This window comes from Labrys sp. 22185, from assembly GCF_052045555.1.
Classification (GTDB): Bacteria; Pseudomonadota; Alphaproteobacteria; order Rhizobiales; family Labraceae; genus Labrys; species Labrys neptuniae.
Window position 1 is genome coordinate 57771 of sequence record NZ_JBQEPH010000014.1, and the last position, 17059, is coordinate 74829.

Annotated in this window: 16 protein-coding genes and 2 pseudogenes; 10 read left to right on the plus strand and 8 right to left on the minus strand. The window is 61.5% G+C overall.

The annotated features are described in order from the left end of the window. Window positions 1–40: 40 nt before the first annotated feature. The 7 genes and pseudogenes from ACTJKX_RS23825 to ACTJKX_RS23855 form a co-directional block, all read right to left on the minus strand. Window positions 41–634 carry a DUF7002 family protein gene (locus ACTJKX_RS23825; protein WP_440726730.1) on the minus strand — a complete coding sequence of 198 codons (594 nt, stop codon included), beginning with the start codon at window positions 632–634 and terminating at the stop codon, window positions 41–43. A gap of 35 nt (window positions 635–669) precedes the next feature. Next, a complete protein-coding gene (locus ACTJKX_RS23830; protein ID WP_440726731.1) occupies window positions 670–1719 on the minus strand; it encodes a TraM recognition domain-containing protein in 1050 nt (349 codons plus the stop codon). Window positions 1720–1753: 34 nt separating this feature from the next. Next, complete coding sequence (locus tag ACTJKX_RS23835) at window positions 1754–2038, minus strand: type IV secretory system conjugative DNA transfer family protein (RefSeq protein WP_440726732.1); 285 nt, start codon at window positions 2036–2038, stop codon at window positions 1754–1756. A gap of 8 nt (window positions 2039–2046) precedes the next feature. Further along, a pseudogene (locus tag ACTJKX_RS23840) lies at window positions 2047–2696 on the minus strand (type IV secretory system conjugative DNA transfer family protein). 203 nt (window positions 2697–2899) lie between these two features. After that, window positions 2900–3265, minus strand: coding sequence for an ATPase, T2SS/T4P/T4SS family (locus ACTJKX_RS23845; protein WP_440726733.1), 366 nt, complete (start codon window positions 3263–3265; stop codon window positions 2900–2902). 297 nt (window positions 3266–3562) lie between these two features. Then, entirely contained in the window at window positions 3563–3931 is a 369-nt protein-coding gene (locus ACTJKX_RS23850; RefSeq protein ID WP_440726734.1) for a hypothetical protein, read from the minus strand. Between the two features lie 6 nt (window positions 3932–3937). Beyond that, a pseudogene (locus ACTJKX_RS23855) lies at window positions 3938–4449 on the minus strand (TrbG/VirB9 family P-type conjugative transfer protein). 339 nt (window positions 4450–4788) lie between these two features. On the opposite strand from ACTJKX_RS23855, the gene ACTJKX_RS23860 reads away from it, so the two are divergent. The 5 genes from ACTJKX_RS23860 (at window position 4789) to ACTJKX_RS23880 (ending at window position 8894) form a co-directional block, all read left to right on the plus strand. After that, window positions 4789–5454, plus strand: a complete 666-nt coding sequence (locus tag ACTJKX_RS23860) for a cysteine hydrolase family protein (protein WP_440726735.1) — start codon at window positions 4789–4791, stop codon at window positions 5452–5454. A 136-nt stretch (window positions 5455–5590) separates the two neighbouring features. Further along, entirely contained in the window at window positions 5591–6379 is a 789-nt protein-coding gene (locus ACTJKX_RS23865) for a type 1 glutamine amidotransferase domain-containing protein (RefSeq protein WP_440726736.1), read from the plus strand. A 43-nt stretch (window positions 6380–6422) separates the two neighbouring features. Then, the gene (locus tag ACTJKX_RS23870) at window positions 6423–6896 is read left to right on the plus strand and encodes a cupin domain-containing protein (RefSeq protein WP_168598291.1); all 474 of its coding nucleotides are present in this window, start codon (window positions 6423–6425) and stop codon (window positions 6894–6896) included. Window positions 6897–7120: 224 nt separating this feature from the next. Beyond that, a complete protein-coding gene (locus ACTJKX_RS23875) occupies window positions 7121–7513 on the plus strand; it encodes a nuclear transport factor 2 family protein (RefSeq protein ID WP_440726737.1) in 393 nt (130 codons plus the stop codon). A gap of 67 nt (window positions 7514–7580) precedes the next feature. Further along, window positions 7581–8894 (plus strand): MFS transporter, encoded by a 1314-nt coding sequence (locus ACTJKX_RS23880; RefSeq protein WP_440726738.1) that lies wholly within the window; start codon window positions 7581–7583, stop codon window positions 8892–8894. A gap of 229 nt (window positions 8895–9123) precedes the next feature. Here ACTJKX_RS23880 and ACTJKX_RS23885 read toward each other — a convergent pair whose 3' ends face one another. Further along, complete coding sequence (locus tag ACTJKX_RS23885; protein ID WP_440726739.1) at window positions 9124–9804, minus strand: TetR/AcrR family transcriptional regulator; 681 nt, start codon at window positions 9802–9804, stop codon at window positions 9124–9126. A 78-nt stretch (window positions 9805–9882) separates the two neighbouring features. Here ACTJKX_RS23885 and ACTJKX_RS23890 point away from each other — a divergent pair, with 78 nt between their 5' ends. The 5 genes from ACTJKX_RS23890 to ACTJKX_RS23910 all read left to right on the plus strand — a co-directional run bounded on the left by ACTJKX_RS23890 (window position 9883) and on the right by ACTJKX_RS23910 (window position 16996). Next, on the plus strand, window positions 9883–11127 hold the full coding sequence (locus tag ACTJKX_RS23890) for an efflux RND transporter periplasmic adaptor subunit (protein WP_440726740.1): 1245 nt from the start codon (window positions 9883–9885) through the stop codon (window positions 11125–11127). Between the two features lie 294 nt (window positions 11128–11421). Beyond that, a complete protein-coding gene (locus ACTJKX_RS23895) occupies window positions 11422–14595 on the plus strand; it encodes an efflux RND transporter permease subunit (RefSeq protein WP_440726741.1) in 3174 nt (1057 codons plus the stop codon). Between the two features lie 81 nt (window positions 14596–14676). Continuing rightward, window positions 14677–15534 carry an alpha/beta fold hydrolase gene (locus ACTJKX_RS23900; protein ID WP_440726742.1) on the plus strand — a complete coding sequence of 286 codons (858 nt, stop codon included), beginning with the start codon at window positions 14677–14679 and terminating at the stop codon, window positions 15532–15534. A 45-nt stretch (window positions 15535–15579) separates the two neighbouring features. Beyond that, window positions 15580–15840: a hypothetical protein gene (locus ACTJKX_RS23905; protein ID WP_440726743.1), complete on the plus strand. Its 261-nt coding sequence runs from the start codon at window positions 15580–15582 to the stop codon at window positions 15838–15840. Between the two features lie 184 nt (window positions 15841–16024). Continuing rightward, window positions 16025–16996: an oxidoreductase gene (locus ACTJKX_RS23910; RefSeq protein ID WP_440726744.1), complete on the plus strand. Its 972-nt coding sequence runs from the start codon at window positions 16025–16027 to the stop codon at window positions 16994–16996. Window positions 16997–17059 lie beyond the last annotated feature (63 nt).

Consider the following 17059-nt stretch of genomic DNA (forward strand, 5'->3'; position numbering starts at 1 on the left):
CAGCCGGCGATCCTCGATCGACGTGAGCCTTCACCCGCCTTTACATCTCGCGCATCTCAACGAGGTAAGGCGGCTGGACGGGGATCGTGCCCCGAAACAGGAGTTCGGCCGGCGGGCGATAACGTGTTCCGGAAGACCATCCGTTCGCAAGCCATGTGTCGTATGGCATCAACGTGCTCAATCCACGCCGTGCCGGTTTTCGGCGGGCATTGCCGCTATTGATCGGCGACACAAAAGCGTCGGTGCCAAACCTTTCGAGCAGCGCAGGCGCGTCGAACGTCAACAGAACCTGTGGGCGGTCACCGCATGCGTGGCGCTGGCGCTCCATCCGACTCTCATCGAGCCAGAAGAAAACGAAGTCGTTGAGAAGTGCATACCAGTCACCCGGCGTCAGACCGTCTTCGAGCGCTCGCTCGAGCGCGGATGGAGGCATCGGCTTCTGATCTCGGATCAGCACCGAGCTCGAAAGATGCTCGCTCTCCGAACGGTGTGAGCGAAGGCGATCGGCATGATCTGCTTCCGGAATACACGCCAACCCAAGCAGGCGCTTCGTGCTCATCAGGCCGTGCACAAGAATGGACGGGAGGTTCGACGCCTCCGCAAGATGAAAAACCTTTTCTATACGCGAACGCATCGAAGCCGAAACTTTCCCTTCTACCAGTCAGCCGATCACAAAAGCTCCGCTGTCACGCGCAATTCATCTGGCCGTAGCCGGCTCTCTACCGATCGATCGATATACGGTAGCGCGTGCGAAGTGAAGACTGCAAAGCGAAGACGCTCACTCCGGTTCTGAGTGTTCACCGAAGGAACGATTGAGCGATTGCAGCGTGTCTGCGGCCGCCCGCACCTTGGGCCGGCGTCCGCTCGAAGCACCGTCAACATCGATGCAAAATCCTCATCCTGACCGTCGGCGGCGGCCGCTAGAATTTCGCGAACGTCGCAATTCTCGCCGGGAGGCGCGGTCGGCGCCGCACCGAGCGATAGCGTCTTTGTACGCGGACGTGTTGCCGTCGGACGCGCAGGAAGCTCGAGAGGGGCCGGTGTCGAAACCCGCTGCTCGGGCGGCGTTGGCGCCTCTTGCTTTAGCCGGACGGACGACTTGCGCGGTCGCCGCGGCGCCGGACTGTCCTTGTCGGGCTCGGGCTTGGCCGAAACGGCTTCCTCGGCCTCGGCCAGCTCGGGTTCGGCCCTTGGCGCGATCGCGCCCGATAAAGCCTCGTCCTGCCATTCCTTCCGCCTTGGCAAAGCAGGCGGTGACCCCTTCGCGGCCTCGTACAGCGCCCGGTAGGGCTTATCGAGGTAATGACGGATCTTGGTCAATTCGAACGATGGTGAGTTTTTCACCATCAGGATCGACAGCCGCGCCGACATCTCGCGCAACTCGAGCGGACTGCGCAGTGGCCGGGGCGTGTAGGGCGGCGTCCAGACGCGTGGCGCGAAGATCCCCTGCCCCGGCCGCATAACCGGTGTCCTATAGACCTGGGTGGTCTCGCCAAGCATCTCAGAGACGAACTCGGACGTGTCGAGGTCGTTGATCTGGATGAAGAGCTTGATCTGCGATCCCGAGACTGTCGTGATGCGCGTGCTCCGGCCGTAAAGCTCGTCGAGCTGTGCGATGTCCTGCATCACGATCGCCATCCGGAACCCGTAGCCAGCCGAAATAGTGATCTTCGAGATCAGCGAATCCATCCGGCCGACATGGTAGAACTCGTCGAGCATGAGTGCGGCTCGTCGGCGCCAGGGATCCTCTCCATCAGCAGATCGTGGATCTGCTGATGGAGAGGATGCGGATCAGCGGCCGGAAGATCGAGAGCTCGGCGATCGTACAGCCGATGAAGATGGTCATGGGAGTGCGGCGAAGCTTGCGAATGTCGAAATCGGATGTCTCCGTCGCCGCTGAAATGAGCCCGTTGTTCCACAGGCTCATGGCCATGCTAACGTTGAACACCGCGCTGTTTCTCGTCTCGGGCTCGAGTGCGATGTATTGATTGAAGCTGTCGACGACCCAAGTCGGCAGATGTTGGCGTTCTGTCTTCACGATCGCCCTTAGAACCGTCGAGATATCCTTGCCGTCGTCGTCATGCGCGCGACCGTGCGCATGTGCTCGGCGCCCTTCGTCAGCGGCGATGCCAGCACGTAACCGATCAGGGATGAGAGCAGCAGCCGACCCGTGCCGGCCCAGGTGTCGTCGGCATTTTCCGGAATAACGAATGATGCGACTACCAGACAGTCGGTCGCCATGCGCTCGTCGCGCCGCACGAAGTCGAGCGGATTGTAGCGGTGTCGGGCGAACCGGGCGAGAACATGAAGACTTTGTTGCCCATGGCCCGCCGATGGTTGGCTAACGCATCAAGGTTCTCCCGCTTCGGATCGAAGCAGACCGCCGACCCCTGCCAAAGATATCCGTTGGGAAGAACGAAGCCGGTGCCTTTACCCGAACGTGAAGGGCCGACGACGAGGATGTGCGCCGGTTCATCCGACCGGATCGTCGCTCCATTCAACGTGCCGAGAGTGATTCCCTTCTTCTTCGTCAAACCCTGTTTGGAGGCTTCCAGCAGGGTTCCGAACCGGGCGGCGCCGTAAGGCATCTGCTGCCGATTCACGATTTGGAAGATCGCGCCCTCGATCCCGAGCGACAGCACGCCCCCCCGCAGCATAGCCGGCACGGACAAGCGCCTCGACCCGTGTCGGCGCATAGAGAACTCGTTCGTAGAAATGATGCCACGCGACCAGGAGGAAGCCTGCCGAACGATCGGCGTTCTGTACGCGAAGCAAGGCCTAACGGCTGGCGCCTTCGCTCGGGAAGCGGGCCGGCGCCCAGCGCAAACCGACGACGACCTCGTACGCGAGGCTCCACAGAAGCTAGAATGCGACGACGCCAATCAGCGCGATCGCGAGCCTAAACGCGACGACCCGCGTCATCGTCGCCCCTCCTCCCGTGCCGCTCTGCCCGCCATTCGGCCATCCGCGAAAAGTGGATCACCGAGGTTCCTCGCCAGCCGCCGATCTTGGTTTGCTGGACGACGATCGGCAGGACGGACTTGATGTAGGCGACGATCTCCTCGCGTTTCAGTCCAAGGCCGGCCTGCATCACCATCAACGCGAGCTGCTCGAAGGCGCCAGTCGGGCTATCGGCGTGGATCGTGGTGATGCTTCCGGGATGGCCGGTGTTGATCGCCCGGAGGAAGGAATATGCTTCCGAGCCCCGAATTTCGCCGAGGAAGATCCGGTCGGGCCGGAGCCGTAGCGAAGCTTGCAGCAGCATCTCGACTGTCACGCGCGCCTCATCGTTCCCTGGGCGACGAGCGCGTCGATGCGAGGATTTTTGGTGGCACGCGCGATGTCGACGCCCGCGGCCGATACCGAGGCGAGGAAGCGCCGGCTCGGATCGTCGTCCGGCTACCCGGAATTCGACGATGCGTTGGCATCCGGGTTTACCGATCCAGAGCTCGCCGCAGCATTATCGGTAATCACCCGCGGTGCACGTAACCGCTCCCATTTGCGCCGCTCCTCTTCTTCCTGCCGTTGGCGCTCAAGCTCAGCGAGCCGCCGCGCCTCGTCATCATTGGGCGGGGCGACCGCCAACGGTGGTTCGGGAGGCGCCGGCGGCTGGATCGTCCCTGGGCACGGGTGGAGCAGGCGGGACCTCGGGCGCTTCTGGAATGACGATCGTCCCCTGGTCGGTCTGCGGCCGCGGCGTGGACAACGACGGCGCCGGGAACTGGGTGGTCGTGAATTCCTCCTTGTCCGGCGTGGTCATACTCGTCGGCCGGGGCTTGGTCGAATTGTAGATCATCCATCCAGCGACCAGAACCGCGCCGAGCGGGATGCCGAATTTCAGGAACCGGCCAACGGTGGTGTTCCCGCGCGCCACGGAGGTGACGGCCGAGGCCTCGAGTTCGAATGAGCGATAGTCATCAGGCGTTGGCATCGCCCGTCACCCTCCCCCGTTGGCGGCCAGGCCGACGCGCTGCGGTGCGTAGGGCTCGAGCCCGTTTGGCTCGTGAACGTTGGTGAGCCGGCGATTGAAAATGCAGGTCGATTCCTGGCCATTGCGCAGCGTCCACTGCGGTGAGACCTTGTCGACGATGACGTAGGGTCCCTCGGTGCGGAAATTTACGAGACTTTCGTTGCGATCGGCGTCGACGATGTAGATGGCAGGGTCTCGCCCTCGAAGCGGAACCAGGTCTTCGTGCCGTCGTCGAAGACAGTGACCGGTTTGTTCGCGGACGATCCCTTGTAGCCGTAATTGCTGTTTGCACTGGCAATGTTCAGGCTCGCCAGATTGGGATTGGCGGCGCGCTGTTTGGCCTCAGCGAGGAGCTTTGCGTTGGTCTCGTCCTCGGGAAACCGAAAGCGCACGGCGTAGATCTGATTGGCCGCTGGCCGCGTATGGAGCGAAAGCTCCACCAACGCACAGGGCGACGCGCCCTTCGGCGGTTCGAGCACTACAGGTCCGAGCCCGCGGCCCCTGTCTCAAAAAATTCATTTGGGGCCGAGTGCCGCACAATCACTCACTAAAATCCACTGGCAGCCGCCTCGAAAACCCCTCTATCTATCGATAGCCAAAGGGAAACTGCCATCGCAGGGCGCGGGCCAGGAGCCGACAGTGCTGGAAGCTTGAGCTTTATCCTAGCTGGTCTATCGATAGATAGAGCTTGACTCCGAAATTTTCCTCATCTAGCTATCTATCGATAGGTAGTGAAAGCCTATTCAGAGGACCGACACCGCGCAAACGCGCCCGAAATTTCAAGGAGCTTTCAAATGCTGTTCGAACACAAGGTCAACATGGAGATCAGCGGTGACCGGACCGCGCTCGTGCTGGTCGATATCCAGAACGACTTCCTCACGGACGGCGGCAAATACTTCGTCATGATCGAGGAGTTGATGAAGAAGAACAATGTGAATGCCAACCTTGAGACCTTGCTGAAGGCCGCCAAAGAACACGGCTATCCGGTATTCATGTCACCGCATTACTTCTTCCCGCACGACCACAAGGGCAAGACGCAGCTCAGCCCCATGGAAGACCTCGCGCTTCTTGGCGGGGTTGTAGCCCGTAAGAGCCCGCTTCATACGGACGACGTACCTGGCGGCGGCGCCGACGTTCCCGACCGCTTCCGCGCATATATGGAGGACGAGAACACCACCATCGTGTCGCGCCACGTCACCTATGCGCCGACCAACGACCTCGCCTACCTTCTGCGCCGCCGAAAGATCGAGACGGTCATCATGGCCGGCCCGGTCGCCAACCTCTGCCTCGAAGACCACATGCGCAACCTCATCCGCGACGGCTTCGAAACCGTGATGGTGCGCGATGCCGTCGCCGCCGCTGCGAACGAGGAAGGCTCGGGTCTCGACGCCGCCATGATCAATTGGCGGTTCATGGCCGGCGCGGTTTGGACCACCGAAGAGACCGTCCGCCGCATGGCCGAAGCCGCCAAGGCGAAAGCCTGAGATCCGGTCAAGCGTCCGCGGGCTGCCGCGGACCAAGCGACATCCGATTTGGCGCGCTCCTGAGACTTGAGTTGCGCGCCCTTCCAGCACCATCCGCAAGCAAGCACCACCAATTTATCGACCACTGGAGATTCAAATGAGCAAGGGTACCATCCTCGTCATCGGTTCGAACGCGACCGAGCTTGAAGCAAAAGGCGGCGGCACGATCACGATCGGCCAATTCCTCAATGAAACCGCTGTTCCGCTGATGGCGCTCGTCGTCGCCGGCTATGATTTCGTCCTCGCCACCCCGACTGGCGAGAAGCCGCATATGGACAAAGATTCCGATGCACTGATCTACTTCGCCCAGGACGACGCCGCCCGGACGAAGGCTCGCGACTTCTTCAACAACAATCCGTCGATGAACGACGTCCGCACGATCCGCTCTGTGATTGATGCTGGGCTCGAACGGTTCGCAGGTGTGTTCTTCCCTGGCGGTCACGCGCCGATCGTCGATGTCATGCAAGATCCCGACGCCGGTGAAGTGCTGCGCTACTTCCACGGCGCCAAGAAGCCAACCGCCGCGATCTGCCACGGCCCGATCAGCGTCCTGGCGGCGCTCGACAAGGCGCGCGAATTCCGCGCGGCTTTGATCGAGGGCAACGAGGTGAAGGCGCGTGAACTGGGCAAGGGCTGGCAGTATGCCGGCTATCGGATGACCGTCTTCTCGCGCAGCGAAGAGGAATATGCCGAAGATAACGTCTTCCACAAGAAGCTGATCTTCAACATGCCCGACGCCCTCGAGGCGGCCGGCGCCGAGGTCGTCAACGCCGACAACTTCACCTCGTTCGTCGTTGTCGATCGTGAGCTGATCACCGCCCAGAACCCGATGTCGGACCACGAACTTGCCGCGAAGTTCATCAACGCCCTCGCGAAGGCGGCCTGACACCGGACTGTCATTGCCAGCACAAACCCCCAGGAGAAATACCATGAAAAAGTTCGTCACGGTCGCCGCTTTGGCAGCGCTCGCATTCGCGACCGCCGCACAGGCGCAGGACTCATCGTATCCTCCGGCCTACGGCGGCGAATCCGTCACCAAGCCGGCCAGCGAGTTCTCGTTTAATGACACAGGTGCGAGGGGTGTTAATCCCAAGACCGGCATCAAGTTCTCCAACGTCTGGGGAGATGCGACCAAGGGTGCTCACGGCGCCTTTTTCCGGTTCGATCCGGGTTTTGTAAGCAAGCTTCACAGCCACACCTACGACTATTATGCAGTCGTCATTAAAGGGCAGCTGGAAAACTATCAGCCGGGGCAGAAGCCGCAGAAGCTTGGACCGGGGTCGTACTGGTATCAGCGTGGCAAGCAGGCTCATACGACGTCGTGCGTCTCCAAGCAGGCGTGCGAAATCTACATCGTCCAGCAGAACAAGTTCGACGCGCAGATCCCGCCCGTCACCGAATAGTGGCCGCGGACTGCGCCAAACGTCTCCCGTCGCAACACCGGGGGGCGTTCTTCACGCGGCGCATTGCAATTCCCCCTCGCACTGCGCCGCGTGCTGAATAGAACGCAACGTCAGCCACGAGTCGAGCCCTTGTGCCGGCAGTCGGGTGCTGCCTTCGCCTCCCTGCAACAAGAATTCATCCGCAACGGCCAACGCCGGCGGCAACGCACGATTGGAATAACACCATGACAACTGAGAGCCTTACCGAACAGAACAAGAAGACGGTCCTGGCCTTCTATAAGGAAGCGCATTTCGACGGTGACGTCGACGGTGCGATCGCTCGCTATGTCGGCGACACCTACATCCAGCACACCGCCGCCGCCGAGGATGGCGTCCAAGGACTGCGGGCCTTCATCAACGGCTTCCTGACCGCATTCCCCAATGCCAAAGGCGATATCAGGCACGTTCTGGCCGACGGTGACCTGGTAGCCGTCCACGCGTACTGGACCGGCCTGGTCAGCGAGAACGGCGATGTCGGCATCGACATGTTCCGCGTCGAGAACGGCAAGCTTGTCGAGCATTGGGACGTCTTCGCTCCCGTCCCGGCCACCTCCAAGAACGGCAACACCGTTTATTGACCGCGCTGGTCGGGGGCCGCTTGGGCGGCCCCCGAAGCGTGGGTAAAGGCGCGTAGGAGATATCGTCGTGGCCAATCGCAACCCCAACGTGACCAAAGCCTTGATGGAGGACGTGATCGACACGACCAGCGCCGAACCCCGCTTCTTCGGCTGGAAGGTTGTCGTCGCAGCTTTTACTGTTGCTGTATTTGGCTGGGGCACCGGCTTTTATGGCCCACCCGTCTATCTTGAGGTCGTGCACCAATCGCGAGGCTGGCCGATCGCGCTCATCTCAGGCGCCGTCACTCTGCATTTCCTTGTCGGCCTCGTTCTCATCCCGAACATGCCTCGCCTGTGTCGGCGCTTCGGACTGCCGATCGTCACCTTCACCGGCGGCGTGGTCATGGCGGCGGGAGTCCTCGGCTGGGCCGTCGCCAACACGCCATGGCAGCTCTACGCAGCCGCGTTCCTATCGGGCATCGGATGGTCCGCTCTCGGCGCAGTTGCCGTTAATGCCATCGTCTCGCCGTGGTTTGCCGCCAAACGCCCCCTGGCGCTGGGTGTCGCGTTCAATGGCGGCAGCGTCGGAGGCGTGATCTTCTCACCGTTCTGGGTCGCCCTGATCGATACGATCGGCTTCCCGGCGGCCGCACTCGTGGTCTGCGTGGTAATGCTCGTCACGCTTGGCATGCTGGCAATCTTCGTGCTGACGCGAACACCGGAAAGCCTCCACCAGGAGCCTGACGGCGCTCCGCCGATCGCTTCTGTTTCTACCGTCGGCGCGTCTGGGGAGCAGGTCACCGCGTCCGTACCCCGTCGCCTCTTCTACGATCGCGCTTTTCTCACACTTTGCATCGGAATGACCTTGGCCCTGTTCGCGCAAACCGGGCTCGTCGCACACCTCGTCTCGGTGCTGGCGCCGGCGCTCGGAAGGCAAGGCGCGGGGCTCGCAGCCGGCGCGTCCGGTGTTGCTGCAGTCGTTGGCCGTCTTGCCGTCGGCTGGCGTGCATCGGATACCTCGAACTGGCGCGCCATCGCTTCGTACAGCCTCGTCGCACAGGCGCTAGGATGCGGCGTGCTGCTCCTCGCAGATGGAAGCAGCCCTGCCCTTCTCGTCCTCGGCGTCATATTCTTCGGCCTCGGGGTCGGCAACGCCATCTCCGTTCCGCCGGTGATCGCCAATCTCGAATTTTCAAAGGAAGATGCTGCGCGGGCCGTGGCCTTGATCGTCGCTATTTCCCAAGGCGCTTACGCCATTGCGCCGGCCGTGTTCGGTCTCTTCCGCGAGCTTTGGTCGGACGAGGTCATTTTCGTCGCGTCGGTTGTTATTCAGCTCGCTGCGATCGGCGCCTACCTGTTTGGCTCAGGACGCACCGAACCGCCGTGCGTGCCAAACGCCTAGCGGCAACACCAGTCAGGCTGGGTTTCAGGGCTGCTGCCAGCGCCGATCCCGGCTTGGAAAGGACGGCCCTCGCCATGTCGCACGGCCGCTCCCGTCCATCTTGATAGGCACGACCGTCATTCTTCGTCTCTCGGACGATCAATCCTGAAACGCCTTCGATTCTCGGCGCACAGGCTGGGCGAACGCCGCACGCGACGTCCGCCGCGCGCGATCCAGCTCGGAGATCATGTCAGGCCGCCAACTTGCTTGTTTCAGGCCAGGACTCCATCGCGATCCGGGCGATGGTCTCAAGTTTTTCGCGGCTTGCGCCATCGCGAGCCTGAACGGCCATTCCGCGAATGATGGCGTGGATCAAGGCGGCAAGTCCGTCGGCGTCGACGGTTTCGGGCATATCGCCCTCCTTGATCCCCTTTCGGATTCGATCGGCGAGGTAGACCTCAGAAGCCGCCCGATACCCGACCATCATGTCACGGATTGGCGTGAGATCGGGCGCCTGGTGCGTGCCCGACAGCGAAACCATACATCCGCGTGGCAGGTCCTCGCGCGTGAACTGCTCGGCGGCCGATTCAAGGAGGTGGGTAAAGGCTTGCCGCGTCGTCGCTCCGTCTTCCGACAGCGCCCCCTGGATCCACGTCTGGGCGGAATCCATGAAGTTCTCGGTCGCCTCCCGGTAAAGGCGCTCCTTGCTGCCGAACGAATTATAGAACGTCGACGGGCTGATGCTCATCTTGGAGATGAGCTCCTCGAAGGTCGTACCCTCGTAGCCGTTCTCCCAAAACAGCTTCATGGCCTCGCGCAACACCGATGGGCGGTCGAATGTGGACGGCCGACCGCGGCCGCGTTTTTGTGTCTCTAACATTTTTGGTACTTTCACTCCAAAATTCGCTTGACGTGTTTTGGCTTTCGCCATATTGGTGATTATAGGAGCAGTTACTCCAAAAATAAAGACCCTTTCGAAATATCTCTCAAACCAGAAGGAAAACCCGTCATGAGCGACTTTGTTATGAGATCCCCGGTCGACACCGCCGTTTCCAATAAAGCACGTAGCCACAAGGGGTTGCGCTGGCAGCTCCCCCTCTTCACCGCGATCGTCGCTGGCGGCGTGGGCGGCTTTGCCTACTTCAGCCAGGAGACCTCGCAGGCTTCGGTTGCGCCTGCCGCGCCGCTTCCGGCGGTCACCATCAGCAACCCGGTGCAGCGCGATGTCGATACGCGCCTTGGAGCGATTGGCCAGTTCTCGGCCGTCAACAAGGTTGAGCTGCGCGCCCAGGTTGGCGGCACGCTCTCCGAAATCCATTTCGAGGACGGTCAGATCGTCCATAAGGGCGATCTTCTCTTCGTCATCGATCCCCGCCCGTACGAGATTAAGCTCGCCCAGGCCAATGCGGCGCTCGAAACCGCCAAGGCACGGTATAACCTCGCAACGAACCAGCTGGATCGGGTGCAGGCGCTCCTCAAGACCGGCAATTCGACCCGCGAAATCCTCGATCAGCGCGTTTCCGAGCAGCAGGCCGCGCAGGCCGCGATCGACGACGCACAGTCACAGATCCGCAACGCTCAGCTTGATCTCGAATATACGAAGGTGACGGCGCCCTTCACCGGCCGCATCGGTGCTCGGCAGGTCTCAAATGGCGGCCTGATCGCCGGCAGTCGCGCTGCGGCCAGCCCGACGACCTTGCTTGCAACGCTCGTCTCGCTCGACCCGATCTATCTCGACTTCGATATGAGCGAGCAGGATTACCTGACGTTCCAGCGGCAGCGCCAGAAGCAGAGCGGCTCGCTCGACAACAAGGTCGAAGCATCGCTGAGCGATGAAACCGACTATGGCCTTCAGGGCTCACTGAACTTCCTCGACAACGCGGTCAACCGCTCGAGCGGTACGATCCACGCCCGCGCGACGTTCAAGAACCCCGATCTCTTCCTGGCACCCGGACAGTTTGCCCGCGTTCGCATCGGCCTGACCGCTCCGGCTCCGGCGCTCCTCGTGCCTGATGCCTCCGTCCTTGCCGACCAGTCGTCGCATATTGTCCTGACCGTCGGCGACAAGAATGTGGTCGTTCCGAAGCCGGTCGAGCTCGGTGACCTGCGCAACGGCCTGCGTGTTGTCCGCTCTGGCCTGACGGCCACCGACAAGGTCATCGTGGGTGGCATTCCAATGGCGCGTCCGGGCTCGGTTGTCGACCCTCAGGTCGAATCTGCCAAGGTCGCGATGAACAAGACTGCCACCGAATGAGGCCGCTATGCAGCCGATATGGGGCTGCATCGGCAAAGATAGTCTCGGCCTCGTTCCGAGCCCCTCCAAGACGGATGAACGCTGCCACGCTCCTCCGTCTCGAAGGTTGAACGAGAGGAAAAGCACGGGGAATCACGGCCCTATCGATAGATAGATGATTGACACGCCTCCGCCCGTCCCTCTAATTATCCAGCAATCTATCGATAGATAGTTACGGTTTGAAATTCACGCGGTGTCGCCCGTGGTTGAACCCGCTCAAGCCGCGTCTATTCAAAACCTAGGCTGAGTCGAACCATGAAGCTCGCGCATTTCTTCATCGATCATCCCCGCTTCGCAACGGTGATCAACATCTTCTTCGTGCTGATCGGTCTGGCGATGCTGACATCGCTTCCGGTCGCGCAATATCCCAACATCGTTCCGCCGACGGTCCAGATCACGACGGCATATCCCGGCGCCTCTGGCGAAACCGTTGCACGCACCGTCGCCACGCCGCTTGAACAGGCGGTCAACGGCGTCGAGAGCATGGACTACATCACCAGCCAATCGACAGGGAATGGGCTGTTGACCATTACCGTAATCTTCAAGGTCGGCACCGATCCGAACACTGCCTTGATGCTGACCCGAAACCGGGTCCAGGACACGCTGTCGCGCCTTCCCCAGGAAGTGCAGTTGCAGGGTGTTCAGGTGAAAAAGACCATCCCGGCACTTCTGCTCGGCGTGCATCCCTATTCGCCCGACGGCTCGCGCAGTGCCGAATACATCTCGAACTACTTCATCCTTCACGTCAAAGACGAGATCTCGCGTCTGCCGGGCGTCGCCGACCTCTGGAACCTTGGAGAGCGCCAGTACGCCATGCGGATCTGGGTCGATCCCGACAAGGCTGCTGCGTCGAACATCACCGCCAACGAGATCTTGAGCGCGCTTCGTGCCCAGAACGCCCAGGTTTCGGCCGGAACCCTGAACGCGCCGCCTGTGCCGAACCCGGGAGCCTATCAGATCAGCGTCGAGGCGCTCGGCCGTCTGACGACGCCCGAACAGTTCGGCGATGTTATCGTCAAGTCGGACGCACAAGGCCGGGTGACACGGATCCGCGACATCGCTCGCGTCGAGCTTGGCGCGGCGGATTACGGCTCGAAAGCCTATGCCGACCGCTACGACTCGTCTCCGTTTTGGGTGATTGCACAGCCCGGCGCCAACGTTGTCCAGGTCGAGAAAGCTGTCTGGGACAAGATGGAAGAGCTGAAGAAAAGCTTCCCGCCCGGCCTCGATTATATCAACATTTATGACCCAACGACGTTCGTCAGCCAGTCGATCGATGAAGTCGTGCATACGATTTTCGAAGCAATCGTCCTCGTCGTAATCGTGGTGTTCGTCTTCCTGCAAAACTGGCGCGCGACGATCATCCCCGTCTTGGCGATCCCGATTTCGCTCATCGGCACCTTCACGATCCTCGCGATGTTCGGAGTTTCGATCAACAACCTGTCACTGTTCGGCCTTGTCCTTGCGGTCGGCATCGTAGTCGACGACGCGATCGTCGTGGTCGAGAATGTCGAGCGAAACATGCAAGCAGGCATGTCGCCGCGCGAAGCCGCGCACCAGACCATGACGGACGTCTCGACCGCGCTGATCGCGATCGCCCTGACGCTCTGCGCGGTCTTCGTTCCGGCAGCCTTCATTTCGGGAATCGGCGGTCTCTTCTTCAAGCAGTTCGCAATCACGATCTCGGCCTCGACCGTGATCTCGTGCTTTGTCTCGCTGACCCTGAGCCCCGCTTTGTGCGCCGTCCTGCTCAAGCCGCATCCGACTGGCGAGCACGCCAAGCCGCGTGGTCTCGGACGAATCCTGCATGCCGTTTTCGGACGCTTCAACCATGGTTTTGAGTGGCTGTCGTCCTCCTACGGCAAGATGACGGCGCGGTTTGTCCGCGTCACCGCGATCATCGGCCTCGTCTATGTCGCTCTGATTGGCTTCACCGGCTTTCAGATGTCGCGCATGCCGACGGGCTTCATCCCCGAGCAGGATATCGGGTATCTGGTAACTGTTATTCAGCTTCCACCAGGGTCGAGCCTTGCTCGTACGGATGAAGTTGTTCGGCAGGTGAACGATATCGCTCTCAGCATCAAGGGTATTGAGCATACGTCGCCAGTGACCGGTTTCGACGTCACCACCAACACTGTCGCACCCAATGCCGGCACGATCTTCGTCGCGTTGCCTTCGCTCTACGGAAAGAACATTCCTGGCGTGAATGCTGCCGCCATGCTCAAGATTTTGCGCGAGAAGCTCGCGGTTGTGAAGGATGCCTACGTCATTGCGGTCATGCCGCCGCCCGTACAAGGCCTCGGCTCGGCTGGCGGCTTCAAGCTGATGCTCGAAGATCGCGGTGGACTTGGAGCACAAGCGCTTGCCAAGGCAGCTAACGATCTCGTCGCGGCGGCCAACAAGGACCCGGCTTTCGGTGGCGTCTTTACCCTCTATAATGCGGGCTCGCCGTCCTTGTTTGCCGACATCGACCGATTGAAGGCCGAGAAAGTTGGCCTCACGCCGACCGACGTGTTCTCGACGCTGCAGCTCTATATCGGTTCGCAGTACGTGAACGACTTCAACTACCTCGGCCGCACCTTCCAGGTAATCGCGCAGGCCGATGGGCAATTCCGCGGCACGCCGGACGACGTCGCGCGCCTGAAGGCCCGCAATGCCGCCGGTGAAATGGTGCCGATCGGTTCGGTCGCCACTTTCCGCAACGAGACCTCGCCTTACCGCGTTCCGCGCCACAACCTCTACCCGGCGGCAGAGATCATGGGCGCGGCTGGAGCGGGCATTTCCTCCGGCACGGCAATGACACGAATGGAAGAACTGGCAAAGCAAGTGCTTCCGGAGGGTGTCGGGTTCGAATGGACCGAGCTCTCCCATCAGGAGAAGCAGCAGGGCACGCCGACGATCCTCGTCTTCGCAGCAGCCGCCTTGTTCGTCTTCCTCGTGCTTGCCGCGCAGTACGAAAGCTGGAAAACGCCGCTGTCGATCGTGCTCATCCTGCCGATGTGCCTTCTTACGGCAGCCGCCGGCCTGCAACTGCGTGGCATGCCGATCGACATCCTTGCGCAGATCGGGTTTGTCGTGCTGGTCGGTCTCGCAGCGAAGAACGCAATCCTGATCGTCGAGTTCGCTCGGCAGGAAGAGCACCGGGGCGAGACGCCCGAACAGGCAGCGGTCGGCGCAGCAAAGACACGCCTTCGGCCGATCCTGATGACGTCCTTCGCCTTCATCCTCGGTGTTCTGCCGCTTGCGACCGCGACTGGCGCTGGTGCCGAGATGCGCCAATCGCTCGGAACCGCGGTCTTCTTCGGGATGCTCGGGGTGACGATCTTCGGCCTTCTCTTCACGCCGGCATTTTACGTGCTGGTGCAGCGCTTCGGATCAAAGAAGGCGGCAACAGTGAACGATGAGGCCCCGGTCTCGCACACCGCATAACGTCGGTCGGAGTGAAGATTGGTGTACTGCCAGTCTCCGCTCCGGCGCTGTTTTTCCCGAGCCGGATGAAGGGGCGAGGTCATGGTTGCCGAGCTGGAAGTCACCAATTCCTTACAGATCAGGGGAAAGCGGATCGCCTTCACGCAGGTGGGCAAGGGTTATCCTGTCGCGCTTCTCCATGGGATACCGACCTCGCGGCTTCTGTGGCGCCACGTCGTGCCCCTCCTTGCAGCGCGTGGATGTGAGGTCACTGCAATCGACCTCCTCGGTTATGGACAATCGGATCAGCCTGACGACACCGATCTCGGCATCGCCGCGCAAGCAAGTCTGATCGGAGAACTGCTCGAGACCATCGGCTGGAACCGCGGCGCGCTTGTCGGCCACGATATCGGCGGCGGGATCGCGCAGCTCGTCGCCGTCGACCGCCCTCCTCTGTTGGATCGTCTGGTGCTCGTCGACACGATCGCCTACGATTCCTTTCCCGTCGGACCACTCGCGCGGCTCAAAGACCCCGTCTGGGATACCATTCTCGCAGCGCCAGATTTCGATCTGAAAAAAGGCCTTCGGAAAAGCTTCGAAGCCGGAACGGTCCATGCTGATCGCGTCACGCCGGAATTGATCGCGATGTACGAGACGCCGTTCGCCGGCGTTGAAGGGCGGCGCGCCTATCTGAGGGCGGCGCGCGCGCTGCGCACCGATGAGCTCGCCACCCGAATGGCGGAGGTTGAAGCACTGAAGCTTCCAGCGCTTGTCCTTTGGGGCGAGCAGGACGTCTTTCAGCCGATCTCGTACGGAGAAAGGCTGGCCGCCGCGCTCGAAAACGGACGGCTCCTGCGGATCATGAACGCGGGACATTTCTCGCCGGAAGACCAGCCGGAGGTGCTGGCGGAGCGCATCTTGGAATTTTCCGTGGACGCGCAGGAGCAGGATTGGCGGTGATGTCCAGCATCAGACACGGGCTGCTGCTGCTCCGGTTGAGGAGGGATGGTGCAGGACCCTTCGATTGAAGCAGAATCCGCCGAACCCCAGAGCGAGATCCCGCAGCGACCGAATTACGACACGTTGCGCGCAGACGTCGAGGCCTGGAAGGCCGATTGGATAGAGTACGTCCGGGGCGAACATGGCGACGAGGCTGCGAAGGAGGCCGCGCAATACCTCGATGAAAGGCCGTGGCTCTGCCTCAAATGGTTTGTCGACGATCACACACCGAAGGAACAGCGCGAATCTTCGATCCCGTTTCTCTGATCGGAAGCCGTCCTACTTCCGCCCTACAGACGGGCGGGAGCACCTGGCAGAACTCATTTGAGTTCCCGCCACCATAGCCACGGCGGCGCGAGCATCGACGACAGATAGGCCGCCAAATTCAATCGTCCCTCCAAGCAGCGGCTTGCGGGGCACACAGCGAAATATTGCAAGTGGAGACCCCCGCATGAATACACCCCAATCTCCCATCGCGTCTGGCTTTAACGCATCGACGACAGCCGAAGACGTCATTCAAGGCATCGACCTAACCGGAAAGGTCGCGATCGTGACCGGTGGGTACTCCGGCATCGGGCTCGTGACGGCCCGCACGCTCGCGCTCGCCGGGGCGCGGGTCATCGTGCCTGCGCGCGATCAGGCAAAGGCTCGTGAGGCGCTACGGCCTTTCCCAAACCTGATGCAAGAGTCGCTCGACCTGGCAGATCCCGCCTCGGTGGACGCCTTTGCCGATCGCTTTCTGCAAACGGGCCAGCCCCTCCATATCCTCATCAACAACGCGGGCGTCATGGCGCCGCCGCTCATTCGGAACGCGCACGGTGAAGAGTCCCAGTTCGCCATCAATCATCTCGGTCATTTCCAGCTGGCTGCACGGCTGTGGCACGCCTTGCGCGATGCGGACGGCGCGCGCGTCGTGGCGCTTTCTTCGCGGGGGCATATGCGCGGCGGCGTCGATTTCGACGACTGGAACTTCGAGCGGCGCGAATATGACCGCTGGCTCGCTTACGGCCAGTCGAAGACCGCCAATGCGCTCTTTGCCCTCAAATTGGATGAGGTCGGCAAGCCGCACGGTGTCCGCGCGTTTTCGGTTCACCCGGGCGCAGTTCTGACCGATCTTCTGCGATATATGTCCGTCGCGGAGCTTCGCGCTGCGGGCGCCATCGACGACGATGGTGAGCCGATCCGTCCTCCGGCGAACAATCTGAAAACGCCAGAACAGGGCGCAGCAACGAGCGTGTGGTGCGCCACAAGCCACCAGCTCGACGGCATGGGCGGGGTTTACTGCGAGGATTGCAATATCGCGGAACCGCTGCCGGCAGATTCCAAGGAGCCGCGCGGGGTCAGACCTTGGGCGATGGATCCCGCCCTAGCAACACGCCTTTGGAAGCTCAGCGAAGACCTGACCGGACACACATTTCGATAGCGCTCTGCCAAGGGCCTCGGCGTGGACGATCGATGCCGTCGGCGCCGGCCCGGGCTGCGCCAA